Source organism: Streptomyces sp. C1-1 (assembly GCF_050214755.1).
Taxonomy (GTDB): Bacteria; Actinomycetota; Actinomycetes; order Streptomycetales; family Streptomycetaceae; genus Streptomyces.
Genome location: NZ_CP189826.1, coordinates 7,160,954 through 7,181,758, shown reverse-complemented (window position 1 = coordinate 7,181,758; position 20,805 = coordinate 7,160,954). Strand labels below are relative to the sequence as shown.

General features: G+C 69.2%; 12 protein-coding genes. 4 read left to right on the top strand and 8 right to left on the bottom strand.

Translation table 11 applies throughout. The annotated features are described in order from the left end of the window. Positions 1–71: 71 nt before the first annotated feature. A complete protein-coding gene (gene pulA / locus ACQF4J_RS32540) occupies positions 72–5,450 on the bottom strand; it encodes a pullulanase-type alpha-1,6-glucosidase (RefSeq protein ID WP_427167463.1) in 5,379 nt (1,792 codons plus the stop codon). A 191-nt stretch (positions 5,451–5,641) separates the two neighbouring features. On the opposite strand from pulA, the gene ACQF4J_RS32535 reads away from it, so the two are divergent. Next, a complete protein-coding gene (locus ACQF4J_RS32535; protein ID WP_427167462.1) occupies positions 5,642–7,720 on the top strand; it encodes a carbohydrate-binding module family 20 domain-containing protein in 2,079 nt (692 codons plus the stop codon). A gap of 96 nt (positions 7,721–7,816) precedes the next feature. Here ACQF4J_RS32535 and ACQF4J_RS32530 read toward each other — a convergent pair whose 3' ends face one another. The 5 genes from ACQF4J_RS32530 to ACQF4J_RS32510 all read right to left on the bottom strand — a co-directional run bounded on the left by ACQF4J_RS32530 (position 7,817) and on the right by ACQF4J_RS32510 (position 14,542). Further along, entirely contained in the window at positions 7,817–9,193 is a 1,377-nt protein-coding gene (locus ACQF4J_RS32530; protein WP_351799992.1) for an alpha-amylase, read from the bottom strand. Positions 9,194–9,338: 145 nt separating this feature from the next. Continuing rightward, positions 9,339–11,015 carry a glycoside hydrolase family 13 protein gene (locus tag ACQF4J_RS32525; protein WP_351572581.1) on the bottom strand — a complete coding sequence of 559 codons (1,677 nt, stop codon included), beginning with the start codon at positions 11,013–11,015 and terminating at the stop codon, positions 9,339–9,341. Positions 11,016–11,230: 215 nt separating this feature from the next. After that, complete coding sequence (locus ACQF4J_RS32520; protein WP_351572578.1) at positions 11,231–12,142, bottom strand: sugar ABC transporter permease; 912 nt, start codon at positions 12,140–12,142, stop codon at positions 11,231–11,233. A 13-nt stretch (positions 12,143–12,155) separates the two neighbouring features. After that, positions 12,156–13,163, bottom strand: coding sequence for a carbohydrate ABC transporter permease (locus ACQF4J_RS32515; protein ID WP_351572575.1), 1,008 nt, complete (start codon positions 13,161–13,163; stop codon positions 12,156–12,158). 104 nt (positions 13,164–13,267) lie between these two features. Continuing rightward, on the bottom strand, positions 13,268–14,542 hold the full coding sequence (locus ACQF4J_RS32510; protein ID WP_351572572.1) for an extracellular solute-binding protein: 1,275 nt from the start codon (positions 14,540–14,542) through the stop codon (positions 13,268–13,270). Positions 14,543–14,905: 363 nt separating this feature from the next. Between ACQF4J_RS32510 and ACQF4J_RS32505 the strand changes: the two genes are divergently transcribed. Both ACQF4J_RS32505 and ACQF4J_RS32500 read left to right on the top strand, forming a co-directional pair. Next, positions 14,906–15,940 carry a LacI family DNA-binding transcriptional regulator gene (locus ACQF4J_RS32505; RefSeq protein WP_200704136.1) on the top strand — a complete coding sequence of 345 codons (1,035 nt, stop codon included), beginning with the start codon at positions 14,906–14,908 and terminating at the stop codon, positions 15,938–15,940. A gap of 130 nt (positions 15,941–16,070) precedes the next feature. Beyond that, positions 16,071–16,946, top strand: coding sequence for a phosphatase PAP2 family protein (locus ACQF4J_RS32500; RefSeq protein ID WP_351572568.1), 876 nt, complete (start codon positions 16,071–16,073; stop codon positions 16,944–16,946). Position 16,947: 1 nt separating this feature from the next. Here the strand turns inward: ACQF4J_RS32500 and ACQF4J_RS32495 are convergent, their stop codons facing one another. Both ACQF4J_RS32495 and ACQF4J_RS32490 read right to left on the bottom strand, forming a co-directional pair. Beyond that, positions 16,948–18,522, bottom strand: coding sequence for an amidohydrolase (locus ACQF4J_RS32495; RefSeq protein WP_427167461.1), 1,575 nt, complete (start codon positions 18,520–18,522; stop codon positions 16,948–16,950). A gap of 30 nt (positions 18,523–18,552) precedes the next feature. Continuing rightward, positions 18,553–20,004, bottom strand: coding sequence for an APC family permease (locus tag ACQF4J_RS32490; RefSeq protein ID WP_427167460.1), 1,452 nt, complete (start codon positions 20,002–20,004; stop codon positions 18,553–18,555). Between the two features lie 169 nt (positions 20,005–20,173). On the opposite strand from ACQF4J_RS32490, the gene ACQF4J_RS32485 reads away from it, so the two are divergent. After that, positions 20,174–20,779, top strand: a complete 606-nt coding sequence (locus ACQF4J_RS32485) for a TetR/AcrR family transcriptional regulator (protein ID WP_427167459.1) — start codon at positions 20,174–20,176, stop codon at positions 20,777–20,779. The last annotated feature ends 26 nt before the right edge of the window (positions 20,780–20,805 follow it).

Here is a 20,805-nt window from a genome sequence, read left to right as displayed (position 1 = left end):
CTCCGCCCCTGGACAGCACCGGTGGGACAGACCCCGGGGTTCGGGGCCTGTCCCACCAAAGTAGTGCCGTGTCAGTCAGTACGGGAGAAGACGGCGACAGTACGCCCCGGAACGGCGAAGGTGCCCGATACCCGCTCGTAGGACGAGGACTTGACGATAGGGTCCGCGCCGGACGCCTGCACCGGGTGCAGGTGGTAGGCCGTACCGGCCAGAGAACCGATTCTCTGCTCCTGCTCGGTCGGCGTCGCGTTGAAGACGACGACCAGGTCGCCCAGCTCCATGGTGATCACTCCGGGCGTCTCGTCCTTGCCCGACAGGGGGAACGAGAGCTTCGACTGCACCTGTCCGGCCGTGTCGAGCGAGAACAGCTTCTCGGTCGTACGGATCCTCAGCAGGTCACGGTAGGCGGCCGAGGTGCCCTCGATCTGCGGGCAACCCACCTTCACCGTGCTCAACAGGGGCTTCGCGTACGGCCACTTGGACTCGTTGTCGGCCGCCATGGGCAGTCCGCGGCCGAACCCGTTGCCGTCGGCGCAGTTCCAGTGGATGGCGTTGAACCAGTCGCCGCTGTCGTAGGAGTTGCGGTCCAGGGATTTCGAGCGCAGCAGGTCGGAACCGGCCTGGGAGAGGGACGGGCCCTGCGAGAGGGTGGCCGTCGCCATCGCCAGCACCTGCATCCGGGCCCGGTCGGCCGCGGAGGTGTCCTTGGGCAGCTTGTACGTCAGCGCGTCGAACAGGGACTCGTTGTCGTGCGCGTCCGCGTAGGCGAGGGCGTCGCCGGGGGCGTCCGCGTATCCGGCGGGCCGGCCGTTGTAGTCGACCTCGGAGCCCTTGACCTCCTTGCCGTCGGTGTCGGTGAAGGCGAAGGACCTGAGGTTGCCGGACAGGCCCACCTTGATCAGATCCTGGTAGTGCAGGAGGCGGGCCTTCTGCTCGGCCGAAGTGCCGTTGGCCGTCGAGGAGTTCGGGTCGGTGTAGAGGCCGGAGGCGAAGCCCTGGACGCCGGGGTCGGAGTCGAAGGGGCCGCCGCCGCGCACCGCGTCCCGGGCCCGGTCGGAGAAGGTCGCGACGCCGGTCCCCGCCATGTTCTTCTGCGTGGCCTGGACGAAGCGGGCGTCGTCGGCGACCTCGCCGAAGTTCCACCCCTCGCCGTACATGATGATCTTCTTGCCGTCGACGCCGTCCTTCTTGAGGGTCAGCGCGTCGAGGGCCTTGCGCACGGCCAGGATGTTCGCCTTGGGCTGGTGCCCCATGAGGTCGAAGCGGAAGCCGTCGACCTTGTACTCCTTGGCCCAGGTGACCACGGAGTCCACGACCAGCTTGCCCATCATGGCGTTCTCGGTGGCCGTGTTGGCGCAGCAGGTGCTGTTGGCGACCGAGCCGTCGGCCAGGAGGCGCTGGTAGTAGCCGGGCACGATCTGGTCCAGGACGCTGGTGTCGGCCTCGCCGCTCGCCGAGGTGTGGTTGTAGACGACGTCCATGACGACCCTGAGCCCGTCCTGGTTGATCGCCTCGACCATCCTGCGGAACTCGACCGTGCGCGCGGTGCCGTCCGGGTCGGTGGCGTAGGAGCCCTCGGGGACCGTGAAGTGGTACGGGTCGTAGCCCCAGTTGTAGGCGTCCTTGGCGGCAGCCTTGGCCACGCACTCCTGCTGCTTGTCGGAGTCGGCCGCGTAGGAGGCGAGGTCGCAGTCGGGGCTCGCCTGGCCGGCCTTCTTCTCCGGCACGGTCGCGAAGTCGAAGACGGGCAGCAGGTGGACGTACGAGGTGCCCGACTTCGCCAGCTGACGCAGGTGCTTCGAGCCGTCGCTGCCCTTGTCGGTGAAGGCGAGGTAGCTGCCCTGGTCCTTGGCCGGCACGGTCTTGTCCGCGACGGAGAAGTCCCGGACGTGCAGCTCCTGGATCTGGGCGTCCCTGAGCGGCACGGCCTTGGGCTTGGAGAGGGCCGACCAGCCCTTGGGTGCCAGGGACTTGTCGGCCAGGTCGGCGACGACGCTGCGCCCGGAGTCCGCGGTGAGGGCGACCGAGTAGGGGTCGGTGACCTTGTTGGTGACGACCTTGCGGACGCTGGGCGCCCACACCTTCACCACGTACCGGTACTCCTTGCCCTTCCAGGACGCGGGGCCGGTGACGGACCAGACGCCGGTGGCGTCGTCCCGGTGCATCCGCTTGCGGGAGCCGTCGAGTTCCAGCGAGACGTTCTGCGCGGTCGGCGCCCACACGGACAGTGTGGGGCGGCCCTTGTGGAACGTCGGGCCCAGGTCGGCCCGGGTGGCGTCGGCGTACTCGTCGTCGAGGACGCCGGCGATCTGGACGCCCGTGGCGGCCAGCACGGCGCCGTTGGCCGCCCGTTGCGAGGCGACGATCTGGCCGTCGAGGGCACCGCGCACCCGGTCCCGGTCGCGCGGGTCGACCGACCAGGCGGTGTAGTCCTTCAGGTACGGGAACTTCGCCTTCTGGGCGTCGCTGAGCGTGGTCTTCTCAAGGCGCAGCCAGCGCTCGTCGTCGCTGGTCAGCGTCCCGTCCCTGACGGCGATCGAGCCGTCGTGGGAGTACAGCAGCTGGGTGGAGGCGGCGGCGTCGGAGCCGTTCCAGGCGACGGTGTCGCGGTCGATCCAGACCGCCTTGGAGGTGGTCAGGTCGAGGGCGGCGGCCGAGCCGGCGGGCTGCGGCAGCAGATACTTCTCCTGGCCGTTCAGCAGCCACACCTCGTAGCCGTTGGACTTGAGGTCCAGTGACTGGTCGGCGGGCAGGTCCTTGTCGTCGCCCTTGTGGATGATGTAGCTGAGGCTGGTCGCGCCGTCGGTGAGCGGCACCTCGAAGACGGCGCCGTAGGCGTCGGTCCGCACCGGCTTCAGCGGGCTCGACCAGTCGGTGGGGTTCGCGGCGCCGGTCCACACGTGCAGAGCCCAGCCGTCGTAGTTCCCGTCGGCCCGGTGGTAGTGGATGACCGCCTTGGACTTGTCCTGCGCCGGGTAGTCCGGGCGGGTGGTCTGCACGGTGTCCTTGCCCTGCTCGATCCACACCTCACCGGTCTTGGTGACGTCGATGGAGCGGTCCGCGGAGACGTCCTTGTTGCCGTCCTTGTCGATGACGAGGAACCCGACGTTGGAGGCGCCCGGCTTCAGCTTGACGTAGGCGAAGGCCCCGTAGGCGTCGCGGCCGACGAACGGGTGACTGGCCGGCCAGTTCGTCGACTCACCGTCGGCGAGGTCGCCCCAGGCGTACAGGCCCCAGTTGTCGTAGTCGCCGTCAGTGCGCTTGTAGTGGACGATCGCGTAGTCGCGGGAGGAGGCGGTGGGGATCTCCGGGGCGGGCAGGGTGCCGGTGGTGGAGGCCGCCGTGGCGGACGCCGTGTGTCCGGCCGAGTCGACGACCACCGCCTTGTAGCGCAGGGCCGTTCCGGCCGGTACGTCCTTGCCGAGGGTCTGGGTGACCTTGTACGGGGCGTGGTCGGCGGAGCCGAGCACGCGCCACTTGCCGTTGCCGACCTGGGCGGCGAAGACGACCCGGTCGAGCCTGCCGCCGTCCACACCCGCGGACACCTCGACCGTGCCGGTGGCGCCGGCGTCGGGGGCCTTGAGGGTGACGGTGGGTGCCGTGGCCGGCGGGGCGAGCCTGCCGGCCGCCTTGAGGACGACGGCGGACCCGGCCGGGACGGTGACGGTGACCTTGTTGTCGGCGCCGGAGGTGACGGTGGCCGAAGTGCCGTAGATGGCGCGGTACTTCATGTCGGCCGAGCCGGTCGTGAAGGTGGCGCTCTTCGCCTCGCCGGCGTTGTTGAAGGCGACGACGTACTCCTGGCCGGACTTGGCGTCCGTGCGGGAGAACGCGTAGACGCCGGGGCCGTCGGCCGCGTAGCGCTCGGTCTGGACGCCGTCCGTCAGGGCGGGGTTGGCCTCGCGCAGCTTGCTGAGAGCACTGATCTGCTTGTAGAGCGGTGCTTTCGTGTCGTAGGCGTCGCTCGCGGCGGTCCGGTCGGTGCCGATCTCGTCGTCGTCGAGGTAGTCGGCGACCTTGGAGGCGAACATCGTCTGGCGGGCGTCCTTGTCGCCGCCGGAGCCGGTGAAGCCCTGTTCGTCGCCGTAGTAGACGACGGGGTTGCCGCGGCTGAGGAACATGACCTCGTTGGCGAGGCGGTCCTTGGCGAGCAGTTCGGCGTCCGTGGCCTTCGGGTTGTCCTGCTTCAGGAAGTACCCGATCCGGCCCATGTCGTGGTTGCCGAGGAAGGTGACCTGCTCGTACGCGTTGGCCTTGTCGGTCGTGTACTTGTAGTCGTCACCGAAGACCGAGGCGAGCTTCTGGGCGCTGCCGCCCTGCGAGGCGTAGGTCCGGGCCGCGTCCTGGAAGGGGAAGTCGAGGGTGGCGTCGAGACGGCCCTGGGTGACGTACGGCGAGGTGATGGAGGTGTCGGCCGAGTAGACCTCGCCGAACATGAAGAAGTTCTTCCGGCCGTGCTCGGCCGCGTACTTGTCGAGCGCGGTCGCCCACTGGGTCCAGAACTCCGTGTTCACGTGCTTCACGGTGTCGATGCGGAAGCCGTCGACGCCGAAGTCCCTGACCCAGCGCTCGTAGATCTTCTCCATCCCGCTGACGACCTCGGGGCGCTCGGTCCACAGGTCGTCGAGGCCGGAGAAGTCGCCGTAGGTGGCGTTCTCACCGGCGTAGGTGGAGTCGCCGCGGTTGTGGTACATCGTCGGGTCGTTGAGCCACGACGGGACCTTGATGTTCTTCTTCCCGGCGGGCACGGTCGGCGTGCGCGGGAAGGAGTCGGTGTCGACGGCCGGGAACGTCTTGCGGCCGTCCGCGTAGTCGGCGTCGTCGAACGGCCGCCCGTCCTTGGTCAGGTAGGGGAAGGCACCCTTGGAGAGGTAGTCGTAGGACTTGCCCTCGTAATCGACGACGTCGGCGGTGTGGTTGGTGATGACGTCGAAGAAGACCTTCATGCCCTTGGCGTGCGCCTTGGAGATGAGGGTCGCGAGGTCCTTGTTGGTGCCGAAGTGCGGGTCGACCTTGGTGAAGTCGGTGATCCAGTAGCCGTGGTAGCCGGCCGAGGCGTTGGAGCCGGTGCCCTGCACGGGCTGGTTCTTGAAGATCGGGGCCATCCAGATGGCGGTGGTGCCCAGGCCCTTGATGTAGTCCAGCTTCTTCGTCAGGCCCTTGAGGTCGCCGCCCTGGTAGAAGCCCTTGTCGGTGGGGTCGTAGCCGGTGCTCAGCCGTGAGCCCGTCAGGCCACCCTTGTCGTTGCCGGTGTCCCCGTTGGCGAAACGGTCCGGCATGACGAAGTAGAACTGCTCCCGGGTGTCGTCGTGCCGGGCGGGCTCGGCCGCGAGCTTCGCGTCCGAGGGAGGCGGCGGCGGGGAGGCCGCCTGCGCGGCCAGTGGCTGGATCAGGGCGGCGGCAACGGCCACGACAGTGACGGCCGCGACCCGTCTCGCTCTCGGTATCACAGGCGGAAACTCCTTGCGATGACGGCTCTGGTGGGTCCGACCCCGCGTGACCGTACCGCCGACGAAAGGTTTACAGCAAGAGGCTTGAAATTCACAGCAAGAAGTTTCAACTGCAATCTTGACGTGCCCTTCTCAACTCCCCCACGCTCACCACTGGTTGAAACACCAACACCCCCTCAACGGAGCCGCACATGAGCAGACACCGACCCCCGGGTGTCCTCCGGCGCACGGCCACGGCCGTCGCCGCCGGCACGCTGGCCCTCGCGGGTGCCGTCGCCCTGCCCGCCGCCGACGCGCACGCCGACACCACCGCCAAGGGCGATGTCATCGCCAACCTCTGGGAATGGAACTGGGACTCCATCGCCTCGGAGTGCACGAACGTCCTGGGACCGGCCGGCTACGGCGCCGTCCAGGTGGCCCCGCCCGCCGAGTCCCTCAAGCAGTCCTCGTACTACTGGTGGGACGTCTACCAGCCGTACTCCTACGACCTCAACAGCCGCTTCGGCTCGCGGGCGAAGTTCGCGTCGATGATCAGCGCCTGCCACGCGGCCGGCGTCAAGGTCTACACGGACGCGGTGATCAACCACACCGCCGCCCAGACCGGCACCGGCTACAACGGCGCGACGGTCACCAACAAGTACGACACCCCGGAGTGGAACCGCGCCGACTACCACGACTCCTCGGACTGCCCCACCTCCGACCTCACCATCCAGGACTACTCCAACCTCACCCAGGTCCAGAACTGCGAACTGCTCGGCCTGCCCGACCTCAGGACCGGCTCGGACACGGTCCGCACCGGCCTGGCCGACTACCTCAACTCCCAGCTCGCGCTCGGCGTCGACGGCTTCCGGGTGGACGCGGCCAAGCACATCCCCGAGGCCGACCTTGCGGCCATCGAGTCCAAGCTGACCAGCACCACGGCGGGTTCGGCGCCGTACGTCTTCCAGGAGATCTACCCGGGCTCGACCCCGCAGCCCTCGGACTACTACGCCTCCGGCGACGTCCTGGACTTCACCTACGCGAGCAAGATGAAGTCCGCCTTCCAGGGGAACGTGAGCGACCTGTCCTCCCTGGCGAGCAGCGGCATCCTCCCCGCGGCCGACTCGGTGTCCTTCGTGACCAACCACGACACCGAGCGCAACGGCCTGCACATGTCGTACAAGGACGGCGGCACCTACAAGCTCGCCAACCTCTTCCAGCTCGCCTACAAGTGGTCGACCCCCACGGTCTACGCCAGCTGGGAGTGGACCCAGAGCGACCAGGCCCCGCCCAACTCCTCCGGCTTCGTGACCAACACGGACTGCTCGAGCGGCTCCTGGTACTGCCTGGACCGCGACACGGGCGTGGTCGGCATGGTGGCCTGGCACAACGCGGTGGCCACGGCCGCGGTCTCCGACTGGCAGACCAAGTCGTCGAACGTGATCGGCTTCGGCCGCTCGGGCGCGGGCTTCTTCGCTCTCAACAACGGCTCCTCGTCCGCCACTTACACCTTCACCACCGGCATGGCCGACGGCACCTACAGCAACGTCGTCGACGGCGGGGCGACCAAGGTCACCGTCTCCGGCGGCAGCGCCTCGATCACCGTCCCCGCCAAGAGCGCGGTCGCCTTCTACAACTCCTCCTACACCTGCACGGTGGGCTGCGGCGACACGGGCGGCGGCTCCGGCTCCTCCGGCTCCACCGTCAACGCGACCTTCAAGGAGTACGCCCCCACGACCAGCGGCTCCGACGTCTACGTCGTCGGCTCGATCGCCGCGCTGGGCGGCTGGGACACCTCGAAGGCGGTCAAGCTGTCGTCGTCCGGGTACCCGCTGTGGTCGGGCGAGGTGAGCGTGCCGATCAACACGTCGTTCACCTTCAAGTACATCAAGAAGGACGCGTCCGGGAACGTCACCTGGGAGTCCAACGCCAACAGGTCGGCCACGACCACGACTTCGGCGATCTCCCTGAACAACTCCTGGAACGTGGCCGACGCGGACGCCACCGACGTCACCTTCAACGAGTACGCCACGACCGACTGGGGCACCAACGTCTACGTCGTCGGCTCCGTCGCCTCCCTCGGCTCCTGGAACACCGCCGACGCGATCCCGCTGTCGTCGGAGTCCTACCCGACGTGGAGCAAGCTGGTGATCGTGCCCAAGAGCACGGCCTTCACGTACAAGTACATCAAGAAGGACGGCTCCGGGAACGTGACCTGGGAGTCCGGGACGAACCGCTCGTACACAACCGGCGGTTCGTCCGGGTACTCCACCAGCGACACCTGGAAGTGAGGGATCACCGCCTGATGGTGTAGGTCACCAGTGACCTCGCCGGAACCGTCGCGGTCAGCGCGCCCCCGCTGACCGCGACGGTCGTACGGGGTGCGGTCAGCAGGTCGACTTGCCCGCGTAGATCGCCAGGGCGGTGTTCGAGCCCAGCGTCGCCGTGAACTGTCCGCTGGAGTTCACCGTCACGCTCGTGTTGTTCTGCACGTTGCAGTACGTCCCGGCGGGCAGCGAGGTCTGGTACGTGCGGCTCAGTGAGCCGGACTCGTGGTTGATGGCCACGAAGCCCTTGGCGCCGCGCCCGAAGGCGATGGCGTCGTTGCCGTCGTCCCACCAGTTCGTGACGGCCTGCCCGCGGGTGGCGTTGCGGAAGGCGACCATGCGGATGATCTCGGGCCAGGCGTGCTGGCACTTCCAGCCGTCCTGCCAGCAGGCGTTCACCTGGCCGCCGTTGGGCGGTCCGGCGTCGGCGTCCGACCACTCGTAGCCGGAGTTGATGTCCGGGGCGCCGTAGGGCCAGGCGAGCATGAAGACGTTGGCGAGGGTGTAGTTGGCGCCGTCCTTGTAGTTGAGGGTCGAGCCGTTGCGCTCGGTGTCGTGGTTGTCCACGAAGACGCCCGCCACCGAGCTGCTCATGTACCCCCAGCCCTCGCCGTAGTTCTTCAGGTAGGCGAGGTTCTCGTTGTTGAAGACCCGCTTGAGGTCGTAGGCGTAACGGAACTCCTGCACGTCCCCGTTGCCCGTGTACTCCGTGGGCTGGACGGCCTCACCGGCGCCGTAGATGACCTCCTGCTTCCAGTAGGCGTTCGGGTTGGTCAGGCGGGACTTGATGTTGGCGAGGTCGGCGGCGTCGATGTGCTTGGCGGCGTCGATGCGGAAGCCGTCGGCGCCGTAGCCGAGGAGGGAGTTCATATAGCCGGCGATGGTGGCGCGGACGTACTCCTCGCCCGTGTCCAGGTCGGCCAGGCCGACGAGTTCGCAGTGCTGGACGTTCCAGCGGTCCTGGTAGTTGGAGACCTGGGAGGTGCAGTCGTCGAAGTCGTACGAGGAGTACAGCCCGGGGTAGTTGTACTTCGTGTACGACGATCCGCCGGTGCCGGTGCCGCTGCCCGCGGCCATGTGGTTGACGACGGTGTCGACTACGACCTTCACACCGGCCGCGTGACAGGTGTTGATCATGTTCTTGAAGGCGGTGGCGTCGCCGAGCCGGCCCGCGATCTTGTAGCTCACCGGCTGGTACGAGGTCCACCACTGCGAGCCCTGTATGTGCTCGGCGGGCGGGGAGACCTGGACGTAGCCGTACCCCGCGGGACCGAGGGTGTTGGTGCACTCCTTGGCGACGGAGGCGAAGTTCCACTCGAAGAGGACGGCGGTGACGTCCTTGGTGCCGGGCGGGGAGGCCTGCGCGGTAGACGTGGTCATGACAAGGGCGCCCATGGAGAGGGCGACGGCCGTGGAAACGATTCTGCGTGCTGCCATGTGGGGTTCCTTCACCGTTGAAGGTTTTTGCTGCAAACTTTCAATCAACTTGCGATGACGGAGATGTTAAAGGCCCGCTGCCTGAAAAGGCAGCGGGCCGTGTGAAGTTGATGCAAGAAATTTCAGCGCCGGGCGCCGGGCCGGGTCAGGCCGTGGTGAACCAGGTTGTCGTGTCCGGCGGGATCTTCGTCTCGTCGTCCGCCTTCGTGACCTCGTCGCTGGTGAGGAGGACGCGGCCGTAGGTGGGGGTGGTCACCGACTCGCCGGTCGTGTTGGCCACGCACACGAACTCGCCGCGCCGGAAGGCGAGGACGCCCTCGGGGGCCCGGAGCCACTCCACCGAGTCGCCCGCGCCGAGGTCGGGGTGGGCGCTGCGGGTGGCGAGGGCGGCGCGGTAGAGCTCCAGGGTGGAGCCGGGGGTGCCGGTCTGCGCCTCCACGCTCAGGTCGCCCCAGCCGGCCGGCTGCGGGAGCCAGCTGCCGGCGCTGCCGAAGCCGTACGACGATCCCTCCCGCGTCCACGGGATCGGCACCCGGCAGCCGTCACGGAAGCCGTCCTGGCCGGCGCCGCGGAAGTACGCGGGGTCCTGGCGGACCTCGTCCGGGAGGTCGACGACGTCCGGGAGGCCGAGTTCCTCGCCCTGGTAGACGTACGCCGATCCGGGCAGCGCCAGCATCAGCAGGGACGCCGCCCGGGCCCGGCGCAGGCCGAGTTCGCGGTCGCCGGCCAGGCGGATCTGGGTGCCGAGGCCGGGCGGGTTGGCGAAGCGGGTGGCGTGCCGGGTGACGTCGTGGTTGGACAGCACCCAGGTGGACGGAGCCCCCACGGGCCGCATCGCCTCCAGGGTGCGGTCGATGACCTCCCGGAGCTCGGCCGCGTCCCAGGCGGTGGCCAGGTACTGGAAGTTGAAGGCCTGGTGCAGCTCGTCCGGGCGGACGTAGTTGGCGGTGCGCTCGACGGTCGGCGTCCAGGCCTCCGCGACGAAGATGCGCTCGCCGCTGTACTCGTCCAGGATCAGGCGCCACTGGCGGTAGATCTCGTGGACGCCGTCCTGGTCGAAGAACGGCATGACATCGTTGCCCAGCAGCTTCAGCTGGTCGTGGGCGCCGAGGTCGGGCAGACCCGCAGCCTTGACCAGGCCGTGCGCGACGTCGATACGGAAGCCGTCGACGCCCATGTCGAGCCAGAACCGCAGGATGGAGCGGAACTCGTCGCCGACCGCCGGGTGGTCCCAGTTGAAGTCGGGCTGCTCGGGGGCGAAGAGGTGCAGGTACCACTCGCCGGGGGTGCCGTCGGGCTCGGTGACGCGGGTCCACGCCGGGCCGCCGAAGATGGACTCCCAGTCGTTGGGCGGGAGTTCGCCGCTCGCACCCTTGCCGGGGCGGAAGTGGTAGCGGTCGCGCAGCGAGGAGCCGGGGCCCTCGCGCAGGGCTCGCTTGAACCACTCGTGCTGGTCGGAGGAGTGGTTCGGGACCAGGTCGACGATGATCCGCAGGCCCAGCTCGCGGGCGTCGCGGATCAGCGCGTCGGCGTCCAGGAGGTTGCCGAACATGGGGTCCACGGCGCGGTAGTCGGCCACATCGTAGCCGGCGTCGGCCTGCGGGGAGGCGTAGAAGGGGCTGAGCCACACGGCGTCCACGCCGAGGTCGCGCAGGTACGGGAGTCGGGAACGTACGCCTTGCAGGTCGCCCATGCCGTCGCCGTTGCTGTCGGCGAAGCTGCGCGGGTAGACCTGGTAGATCACCGCGTCGCGCCACCAGTCGGTGCGCTTGGCTTCGGCGGGGTACGGGGCCGGGGCAATGACGGATTGCTGCTGGCTCATGGCGTCCTTGGTACGGGTGGGGGTCCCCCGCTCGAGCCGATTCGAGAGTGGGGGAGGGTCATGGGGTCAGGTGTGCTTACACCGGTGGGGCGAGACGGTCGCGGTGACTGCGGGGTCGGATGGGCACCGCGACCGTCTCGGGTCGCGTGCGGCGGCGTCGTGGCTGATCGCGCAGTTCCTCGCACCCTTTGTCGGGGCGCTGCCGAACCGGCGTTCTAGCCCTTCGTTCCGCCGGCGGTGAGGCCGGTCACCAGGTTCTTCTGCACGAGGTAGAAGAACGCCGAGACCGGTATGGCGATCAGTACCGCGGTCGCGGCCATCAGGTTGCGCTGGGCGTCGTGTTCGCTGATGAAGGTCTGCAGGCCGACGGCGAGCGTGTACTTCTGGTCGTCCAGCATGAACGTGGTGGCGAAGGCGACCTCGCCGAAGGCGGTGATGAAGCTGTAGAAGGCGGCGACCGCCAGGCCCGGCTTGGCGAGCGGCAGGATCAGCCGGGCGAAGGTGCCGAAGGGGCTGAGTCCGTCGACGCGGCCGGCCTCGTCGATCTCGAAGGGGATGGTGTCGAAGTAGCCCTTGAGCAGCCAGGCGCAGTACGGCACCGCCGTCGAGCAGTAGACGAGGACGAGACCGAGGTAGCTGTCGATGAGTCCCAGGTCGCCCAGGATCTGGTACATCGGCACCATGAGGACGGCGACCGGGAACATCTGGGTGAGCAGAAGCACCCACATGAACTTGCGGTAGCCCGGGAAGCGCATGCGGGAGACCGCGTATCCGGTGGTGGCGGCGACCAGGACGCCGAGCACGGTGGTGCCGAGCGAGACGATCAGGGAGCTCTTCAGCCAGTCGAAGAAGCTCGTGTGGTTCAGGACGAACGAGTAGTTGTCGAGCGTCATCTTCTTCCAGATGCCACCCGGGTGGAGGTAGTCGTCCTTGTCGGGGCCGAGGGAGAGGAAGACGAGCCAGGCGATCGGGAAGAGCGCGACGACGCTTCCGGCGATCAGGATGCCGTGGGAGGCGAGCGAGGCGCCGAGGCCGCGCTCGCCGCGGCCGCGGATCTTGCGGGGGGCCGCCGGCGCCGGGCCGTCGTCGGTCGCCGCGGACGAGGTCTGGACAGTGGTCGTACTCATGGGAACTCCTGTCTCAGATCGCGAGCTGCTGCTCATTGCGGTTCAGCCAGCGGCGGTAGAACGAGGTGAAGACGATCAGGATGGCCAGCAGCAGGATGCCGTAGGCGGCCGACTGTGCGAAGTCACGCGGCTGCTGTCCGAAGCCGAGGAAGTAGGCCCAGGTGACGAGGATCTGAGCGTCCGGGGCCGAGGTCGGGCCGAACAGCAGGAAGATGACGGCGAACTGGTTGAAGGTCCAGATGATGCCGAGCAGGACGACCGTGGAGCTGACCGAGCGCAGGCCCGGGAGGGTGACGTAGCGGAAGCGCTGCCAGGCGCTCGCGCCGTCCATCTCGGCGGCCTCGTACAGTGAGGCGTCGATGGACTGCAGGCCGCCGAGCAGCGAGACCATCATGAACGGCACACCGCACCAGGTGTTGACCGCGATGGCGGCGAAGCGCTGCCAGAAGGTGTCCTCCAGCCAGGACGGCTGCGGCAGGTGCAGTGTGTGGAGGGCGGTGTTGATGATGCCGCCGTCGGAGAGCATGATCCGCCAGCCGAAGACGGTGACGAAGGTCGGCACGGCCCAGGGCACGATGAGCAGCAGCCGGTAGAGGGTGCGGCCGCGCAGCTTCTGGTTGAGCAGCAGCGCGAAGCCGAGGCCGATGCTGTAGTGCAGGGCGACGCACAGGGCGGTCCACACGACCGTCCAGATGAAGTGCGACCAGAAGCGGTCGTAGGACAGCGGGCCGAACAGGATGTCCTTGTAGTTGTCCAGGCCGATGAACTTGTAGGTGGCGTCGATGTGGTTGACGCCGATCGTGCGCGCGGTGTTGAGGCTGTTGGCGTCCGTGAGCGTCAGGTAGAGGCCGTATACCAGGGGATAGAGCACGAGGACGCCGAGGACGATCACCACCGGGGTGATCATCGCGTACGCGTACCAGTACTTCTGGTAGCTGTGCTTGAGGCGCTGGCCCAGCCCGGGCCGCGGCCCGCGCTCGCCACGGCGCTTGCCGGTGGCGCGGTCGATGGCGACTGTCATGTTCGACACCTTCTGGAAGTTCTACGGCTCTGAGAAGAGGCTGGGCGCAGACCGGTGGCCGTCGGATCCGTCCCCGGGGAGGAGGATCCGACGGCCGCTCGGCATTACTTGCTGAAGTCCGGCACGAGCTTGGCGATGGCCAGTTCGGCGTTGCTCAGGCCCTTGTCCAGGGACTCCTTGCCACCGGCGATCTTCGGCAGCTCGGTGTCCAGCGGACCCCACAGGGAGCTGTACTCGGGCAGCGCGGGCCGCGGCTGGGCGGCGGACAGCACGCCCTGGTAGCCGGCGATGCCCGGGTCGGCCTTGACCTCGGAGGTGTAGGCGTCGGCGCGGGTGGGCAGCGTGGAGTTCTTCAGGGCGATCTCCGTCTGCGACTTGGCGGAGGTCATGAAGTTGACGAACTTCAGGGCCGCCTTCTGGTGCGCCGAGTCCGAGCCCGCGTAGACGGACAGGTTGTGGCCGCCGGTCGGGGCGCCCGCCTTGCCGGTGGAGCCGGCCGGGACGGTGGCGATGCCGAGGTTGGACTTGTCCTTGAAGGCCGAGCCCTTGTAGAAGTTCGTGATCTCCCAGGGGCCCTGGACGATCGAGGCGACCTTGCCGTTGACGAACGCGTCCTGGATGTGGGCGTAGGCGTCGGCGGTGGTGTCGGCCTTGTGCAGGCCCTTGCCGGAGAAGAGGCTCAGCCAGGTGCCGTAGGCCTTCTTCGCGGCGGGCGAGTTCACGGTGATCTTCTTGGCGGAGGCGTCGACGGTGTCGGTGCCCTCGCCGTAGAGGAAGCTCTGGGCGTAGTAGGCCTGGGTGGAGCCCCAGTAGCCGTCGACCTTGGCCTTGTCCTGGACCTTGGCGGCGTCGGCCTTGAGCTCGTCCCAGGTCTTGGGGGCCTCGGTGATGCCGGCCTTCTTGAACAGCGCCTTGTTGTAGACGAGGGCGAGGGTGTCGGTGACCAGCGGGACGCCGTAGGTCTTGCCCTGGTACTGGGCCTGCGTGATCAGGCTGGACTGGAACTTGTCCTTGTCGGCGAGGGCCGCGGTGCCGTCCAGCGGCAGGAAGTAGCCCTTCTTGGCGAAGGCGGGGGTCCAGCCGACCTCGGAACGCAGGATGTCCGGGGCGCCCTTGGAACCGGCGGCGGTGTCGAACTTGTTCTGCGCCTGGTCGAAGGGGACGTTGACGTACTTGACCTTGATGTCCTTGTTGGCGGCCTCGAACTCCTTGACCAGGGCCTTGTACGTCGGCGCCTCATTGGTGGCGTTGGAGGTGTCCCACCAGGTGATGGTGACCGGCCCGCTGCTCTTGTCGCTGCCGCTGTCGCTTCCGCCGCAGGCCGTCGCCGCGAGGGCGAGGGACGCCACCAGCGCGGTGGCCGCTATGCCACGCCGCATGAGTTCTCCTTGAGGGTTAAGCCCGTGTGGTGCGGGAGCGGCCCCGTCCGCCGTTCCCGCTGTGTTGCCGACTGCGCCGTTGCGGCGGCCGGGCGTCAGGGAACGTAACAGCGTTGTAAGCGTTGCGAAAGACCTTGCAGAAAAAAAGTGCAAGAGGATGCGGAAGTTACTCCGCCGTGACCCCGTGTCGACCGTCACGAGACCCTTGTTCGCCAGGCCTGAGCGGGACGCGGCCGGGTTGTGCAAGACTCTGCAAGCTCTTGCCATCCGGCTCCGGCGCGGGAATCATCCCCTTGCGGGACAAGGGGCACCGACCAGAACAGAGGGACCGCGATGACGATACGGCCGGTACAGTCCGGTGCCGTGACCACACGGCTTGCCGACATCGCTGCTCAGGCGGGGGTGAGCGAAGCGACCGTCAGCCGCGTCCTCAACGGGAAGCCCGGCGTCGCCGCCACCACCCGCCAGTCCGTGCTGGCCGCACTGGACGTGCTCGGCTACGAGCGTCCGGTGCGGCTGCGGCAACGCAGCGAGGGTCTGGTGGGGCTGATAACCCCTGAGCTGGAGAACCCGATATTCCCCGCCCTGGCACAGGTGATCGGGCAGGCGCTGACCCGCCAGGGCTACACCCCGGTGCTGGCCACGCAGACGCCGGGCGGCTCGACCGAGGACGAGCTGACCGAGATGCTCGTCGACCGGGGGGTCGCCGGCATCATCTACGTCTCGGGGCTGCACGCCGACACCACCGCCGACATGGAGCGCTACGAGCGCCTGCGCGCGCAGGGCGTGCCGTACGTCCTGGTGGACGGCTTCTCGCCCAAGGTGCAGGCGCCCTTCATCTCCCCCGACGACCGCGCGGCGATGACGCTGGCGGTGACGCATCTGGCGTCGCTGGGGCACACGCGCATCGGTCTCGCCCTCGGCCCGAAGCGGTTCGTGCCCGTGCAGCGCAAGATCGAGGGGTTCGTGCGCGCGATGCAGGACCAGCTCGGTCTGAACGCGGAGACCATCGAGAACGACCTCGTCCAGCACTCGCTCTACACCCTGGAGGGCGGTCAGGCCGCCGCCACCGCGCTGATCGGCCGTGACTGCACGGCGATCGTGTGTGCCAGCGACATGATGGCGCTCGGCGCGATACGCGCGGCGCGGCAACACGGTCTGGACGTTCCGAAGGACATCTCGGTGGTCGGCTTCGACGACTCCCCGCTGATCGCCTTCACGGACCCGCCGCTGACCACGATCCGCAAGCCGGTCCCCGCGATGGGGCAGGCGGCGGTGCGCACGTTGCTGGAGGAGATCGGCGGAACGCCCGCGCCCCACAGTGAGTTCGTGTTCATGCCGGAGCTGGTGGTACGGGGTTCGACCGCTTCGGCCCCTGGGGACCGGAATCGTCCCTAGGGCGGAGAATCCGGGGTTTCGTCGGTACTCCGGGAGTAGGCGCGGGGGTCCGTGCGTTGTAGGAAGTGCGACCTGAACCCAACCGGGGGATGATCGGTGGCGGAAGGCATTTCTGGCAGACTCTGTGCCCATGGGTGACTCGACCGTGACCAGTCTGGGAGACCGTGAGCAGGCGGCCGTTCCGGACTGCCCCACGGCCGCAGAAGGGGCTCCCGCGAGCCCGCGCCTCCTGGGCCGGCTGCGCACTCCCCGCCGGCCCCGCCTGTGGTTCGAGATCCTTCTGATCGCGGTGAGTTACTGGACGTACTCGCTCATCCGCAACGCGGTCCCGGAGCAGCGCGGCAAGGCGCTGCGCAACGCCGACTGGATCTGGAGGACCGAGCACGAGCTGGGCGTCGCCATGGAACAGTCGGTCAACCACACGGTGAACTCGGTGTCCTGGCTGATCGTCGGCATGAACTACTACTACGCCACCCTGCACTTCATCGTGACCCTGAGTGTGCTGGTGTGGCTGTTCCGCAGTCATCCCGGCCGCTACGCGGCGACCCGGCTGGTGCTGTTCGCGACGACGGGTGTGGCCCTGGTCGGCTACTACCTGTATCCGCTGGCGCCCCCGCGACTGATGAACGGCAGCCATTTCATCGACACCGTCGTGATCCACCGGACCTGGGGTTCGATGGCCTCCGGCGACCTCAAGCACATGTCCAACCAGTACGCCGCGATGCCGTCCATGCACATCGGCTGGTCCCTGTGGTGCGGACTGACCGTCTTCGCGCTGGCCAAGGTGCCGTGGGTGCGGGTGCTGGGCCTGCTGTACCCGGTGGCCACGCTCATCGTGATCGTCGCGACGGCGAACCACTTCTGGCTCGACGCGGTGGGCGGCCTGCTCTGCCTGGCGTTCGGGTTCGCGGTGGCGTGGCTGTGGTACGGGAGGCTGCCGTACGCCCTGCCGAGGACGGTGCCGGCGAAGCCGGAGGAGAGCGGGCCAGTGCCCGCGAAGGCGTAGTTCAGCTCGCTCGGTGCACCACATGGCCTCCGGTCACCGTCAGTCGTACCGGTGCCTCGGCCACCTCGTCCGCCGGTGCCTTCACGGGGTCCAGGGCCAGGGCCGTGAGGTCGGCCCGGTACCCGACGGCGATCCGCCCCGCCGCTCGCGCCTCCCCCGCCGCCCGCGCCGCGTGGCTGGTGCAGCCCTCCAGCGCTTCCAGACCCGTCAGGCCGACCCGCGCGGAGGCCGCTCCCCTCGGCGCCCGTGCCGTCGCCAGGACGGCCCGCACATCGTAGTGGGCGATCGGCCAGTCCGAGCCCAGGGCGACCGTCGCGCCCGCGTCCCGCAGGTCCCGCAGCCGCCAGGCGTGCCCGGCGCGGGCGGTGCCCAGGCGGCGGGACCACTCGTCGGTGCCGTCGGCCCGGGTGTACGCGGTGTGCGGCGGCTGCAGGGAGGCCGCCACCCCGAGCTCGGCGAACCGCGGCAGCAGCGCGTCCGGCGCGGTCTCGATGTGCTCGACGCGGTGCCGGCCCCGGGCGTCGGGGCCGAGCCCCGCCACCACGTCCAGGACATGCCGTACCGCGGCGTCCCCGATGGCGTGCGTGGCGGTGCGGACGCCCGCGGTGTGCAGGTGCCGTACGGCGGCCGCGTACGCCTCGGGGTCCGGCCAGAAGGCCTCGGTGCCCTGGCCGTGGCAGTCCGCGTGCTCCAGCCACGCGGTGCCGCCCTCCACGGTGCCGTCCATGAAGAACTTCACCCCGTCGACCCGCCAGTGCCGGCCCCCGCGCCCCTGCACCGCGACCAGTTCCTCCAGGGCGGCCGCGTCCGCCCCGGGCATGCACCAGGGGGCGAACCGCAGCCGCACGGGCAGCACCGTCTCCCGGGCGACCGAGCCGACCAGCTCCATGTCCCCCGCGTCCATGACGTGCGCCCCGGTCAGGCCGGTCGTGGCCATCGCCGTGAGCAGTTCGACCAAGCGGGCGCGGCGGGCCGCGTAGGAGGGCCGGGGCAGCACCCGCGTGAGCAGGTCCATCGCCGCGTGCTCGACGAGGTGCCCGGTGGGCCGCCCGGAGGCGTCGCAGACCACCTCCGAGCGCTGGGCGAAGACCCGCGGGCCGGTGACGCCCGCCGCGGCCAGCGCGGCGCCGGTCGCGAGGGCGGAGTGGCCGTCGTAGAGGCGGAGGAAGACCGGGGTCTCGGCGCCGGTCACGTCCTCGACGAGGGCCCGGTCGACCGGCCGCCCCTCGAAGGCGTTGTGGTCGAGGCCGAATCCGACGACCCACCCGTCGATCCGCTCGGCCCCCGCGAGCGCGGCCCGCAGTCCCGCCAGGTCCCGCACGCCCGTCAGGTCCACCCCGGTGGCCATGTCCAGCCCCCACACGGGATGGCTGTGCGCGTCCACGAGCCCGGGCACGAGATGCGCCCCCTCCAGGGCCACGACCTCGGTACCGGGCCCGCGCCACGCGGGTACGTCCGCCTCGTCGCCGACCGCCGCGATCACCCCGTCACGGACGGCGACGGCGCCGGCGTAGGGACGTTCGGGGTCGAGGGTGCGGATCTCGGCGCCGGTGAGGATCAGATCGGGGGCGAGCATGGCTGAGGTGGACTCCCTTTTCTCGTACGGCTATTCGGCGGGCTCGGCGGCGAAGTCCCGGTACACCTCGGGCCGTTCGCGGCGCAGCCACCAGGCCAGGACCAGGCCCGCGACGAACACGGCGGGGGCCGTGACGATCAGGACGGTGTCGACGGTGGACGAGGCGCCGGTGAACAGGTCGATGTGGGTGATGACGAGCCCTATCGCGGTGGCGAGCAGCACCGCCGCGACCACCGGCGCGACGATCGTGCGCAGGGCGCCCTCCTGGTGGCTCACCCGCCGGAAGTAGCAGGGCACGGCGATCGCGGCGAGCAGCTGAAGCAGGAACAGACCGATCATTCCGGGGGTGTTCACCCATAGGAGCAGCTGCTGGTAGGGGTCGGCTCCGGCCGCCCAGAAGGCGACGACGACGGCCGCGCCGAGGGCGGTCTGGGCGATCCCGGCGACGTACGGGGAGCGGTGGCGGGCGTGGACGCGGCCCAGCGCCTTCGGCAGGACGCCCTCCTCGGCGAGGGCGAGGGCGTACCGGTTGATCGCGTTGTGGAAGGCGAGGAGCGAGGCGATGACGCTGGTGACGATGAAGACGTGCATCAGGTCGGCCGCCCAGCCGCCGACGTAGGTGGTGATGGCGGAGAAGAACAGGCCGCCGGGGTCCTTGGCGGCCGCCGCGATCACGTCGGCGTTGCCGAAGGCCTGGATGACGATCCAGACGATGAAGGCGTAGAAGAGACCGAGGAACGCCACGGCCACGTAGGTGGCACGCGGGATGGTGCGGTTGGGGTCGCGGGCCTCGCGGCGGTAGATGACGGTCGACTCGAAGCCGGTGAACGCGGCGAAGGCGAAGGCCAGGACGACCGCGGTACCGGAGACCAGGACGTGGCCCGGGGCGAAGGAGGCGCCCGACAGGCCGTGCGCACCGCCCTTGGCCAGCACCCCTCCCGCGAGGAGCACCAGGATGCCGGTCTCGGCGAGGAGCAGTACGCCCAGCAGCCTGGCGCCGAAGTCGATCGAGCGGAAGCCGCCGTAGCCGATGAGGAGCAGGCCCACGAGGGAGATCGGCAGCCAGGGGACGCCGGTGCCGAACACGGCGTGCAGGGTGTCCCTGGTGGCGGAGGCGAGGAGGCCGTAGACGCCGATCTCCATGCCGTTGTAGCCGATCAGGGCGAGCAGGGCGGCGCCGATGCCGGCGGGGCGGCCGAGGCCGCGGGTGATGTAGGCGTAGAAGGCGCCGCCGCTCTTCACATGGCGGCTCATGGTGGTGAAGCCGACCGCGAAGACCGCGAGGGTGATACCGGCGATGAGGTAGCCGGCCGGGGCGCCGATGCCGCCGAGCAGGATCGCGAGCGGGGCGACGCCGGCCATGACGGTGAGCGGGGCGGCGGCGGACACCACGAAGAACGCGATGTCGGCGCTGCCGAGGGAACCGGAGCGGAGAGTCGCCGTGGCGGCCGGCGTTCTCTCCTCGGGGGTGGTGACGGACATGGGCAAGCCCTTCGGGCGCGGCGGACGGGGAGGGTTCCGGGCGTGCGGGTCGGCCGACGGCCCCTGGGCGGAAGGATGGCACCCGGGACCGTAAACCTAAAGGGTTTCGGTTTCGGCAATGTAGCCTCCTCCTGGGCATCCGGGAAGACCTCAAGGGGGACCGCAGACCATGGGACGGCCGCGCACACCGCTCCTCGACCGCGAGCGCATCACCACGACGGCGCTGCAACTGGTCGACGAGCAGGGGGAGTTCAGCGTTCCGCAGATCGCGAAGCGGCTGGGGGCGCAGACCGGTTCGGTGTATCACCATGTGGACGGCCGGGAAGGGATCGTGGAGCTGCTGCGGGAGCGGGTGGCCGAGGCGATCGACCCCGGGACGCTGGACCTCGCCCCCTGGGACACGGCGCTGGAGTCCTGGGCCCGCTCCTACCGCGCGGCCTTCGCCGCCCACCCGAAGGCGATCCCGCTGCTGATGACCTCACCCGTGCGGGCGCCCCGGGTCCTGGAGCAGTACGAGCGCGCGGTGACCCTCCTGCTGGCGGCGGGCTTCGCCCCGGCCGAGGTGATGCCGCTGATCATCGCCCTGGAGAACCTGGTCCTGGGCTCGGCCCTGGACCTCGCGGCCCCGGAGACGATGTGGGAGCTGACGGATCGGACCCCGACGCCCCGGCTGGCGGAGGTGCTCGCGGCGGTGGGCGAGGGACGGGCGGACCGGGCGTTCGACGTGGGGCTGGCGGGGTTCCTGGGGCACGCGCGGGCTCTGCTGGGTAGGTGATCCCCGGGCCTGGCTCAGCCTTCGCG

What these genes read in the sequence shown, in the direction of transcription:
- ACQF4J_RS32535 (WP_427167462.1), top strand. Translation starts at nt 5,642, where the DNA reads ATGAGCAGACACCGACCCCCGGGTGTCCTCCGGCGCACGGCCACGGCC.
- ACQF4J_RS32530 (WP_351799992.1), bottom strand. Translation starts at nt 9,193, where the DNA reads ATGGCAGCACGCAGAATCGTTTCCACGGCCGTCGCCCTCTCCATGGGC.
- ACQF4J_RS32525 (WP_351572581.1), bottom strand. Translation starts at nt 11,015, where the DNA reads ATGAGCCAGCAGCAATCCGTCATTGCCCCGGCCCCGTACCCCGCCGAA.
- ACQF4J_RS32520 (WP_351572578.1), bottom strand. Translation starts at nt 12,142, where the DNA reads ATGAGTACGACCACTGTCCAGACCTCGTCCGCGGCGACCGACGACGGC.
- ACQF4J_RS32515 (WP_351572575.1), bottom strand. Translation starts at nt 13,163, where the DNA reads ATGACAGTCGCCATCGACCGCGCCACCGGCAAGCGCCGTGGCGAGCGC.
- ACQF4J_RS32510 (WP_351572572.1), bottom strand. Translation starts at nt 14,542, where the DNA reads ATGCGGCGTGGCATAGCGGCCACCGCGCTGGTGGCGTCCCTCGCCCTC.
- ACQF4J_RS32500 (WP_351572568.1), top strand. Translation starts at nt 16,071, where the DNA reads ATGGGTGACTCGACCGTGACCAGTCTGGGAGACCGTGAGCAGGCGGCC.
- ACQF4J_RS32495 (WP_427167461.1), bottom strand. Translation starts at nt 18,522, where the DNA reads ATGCTCGCCCCCGATCTGATCCTCACCGGCGCCGAGATCCGCACCCTC.
- ACQF4J_RS32490 (WP_427167460.1), bottom strand. Translation starts at nt 20,004, where the DNA reads ATGTCCGTCACCACCCCCGAGGAGAGAACGCCGGCCGCCACGGCGACT.
- ACQF4J_RS32485 (WP_427167459.1), top strand. Translation starts at nt 20,174, where the DNA reads ATGGGACGGCCGCGCACACCGCTCCTCGACCGCGAGCGCATCACCACG.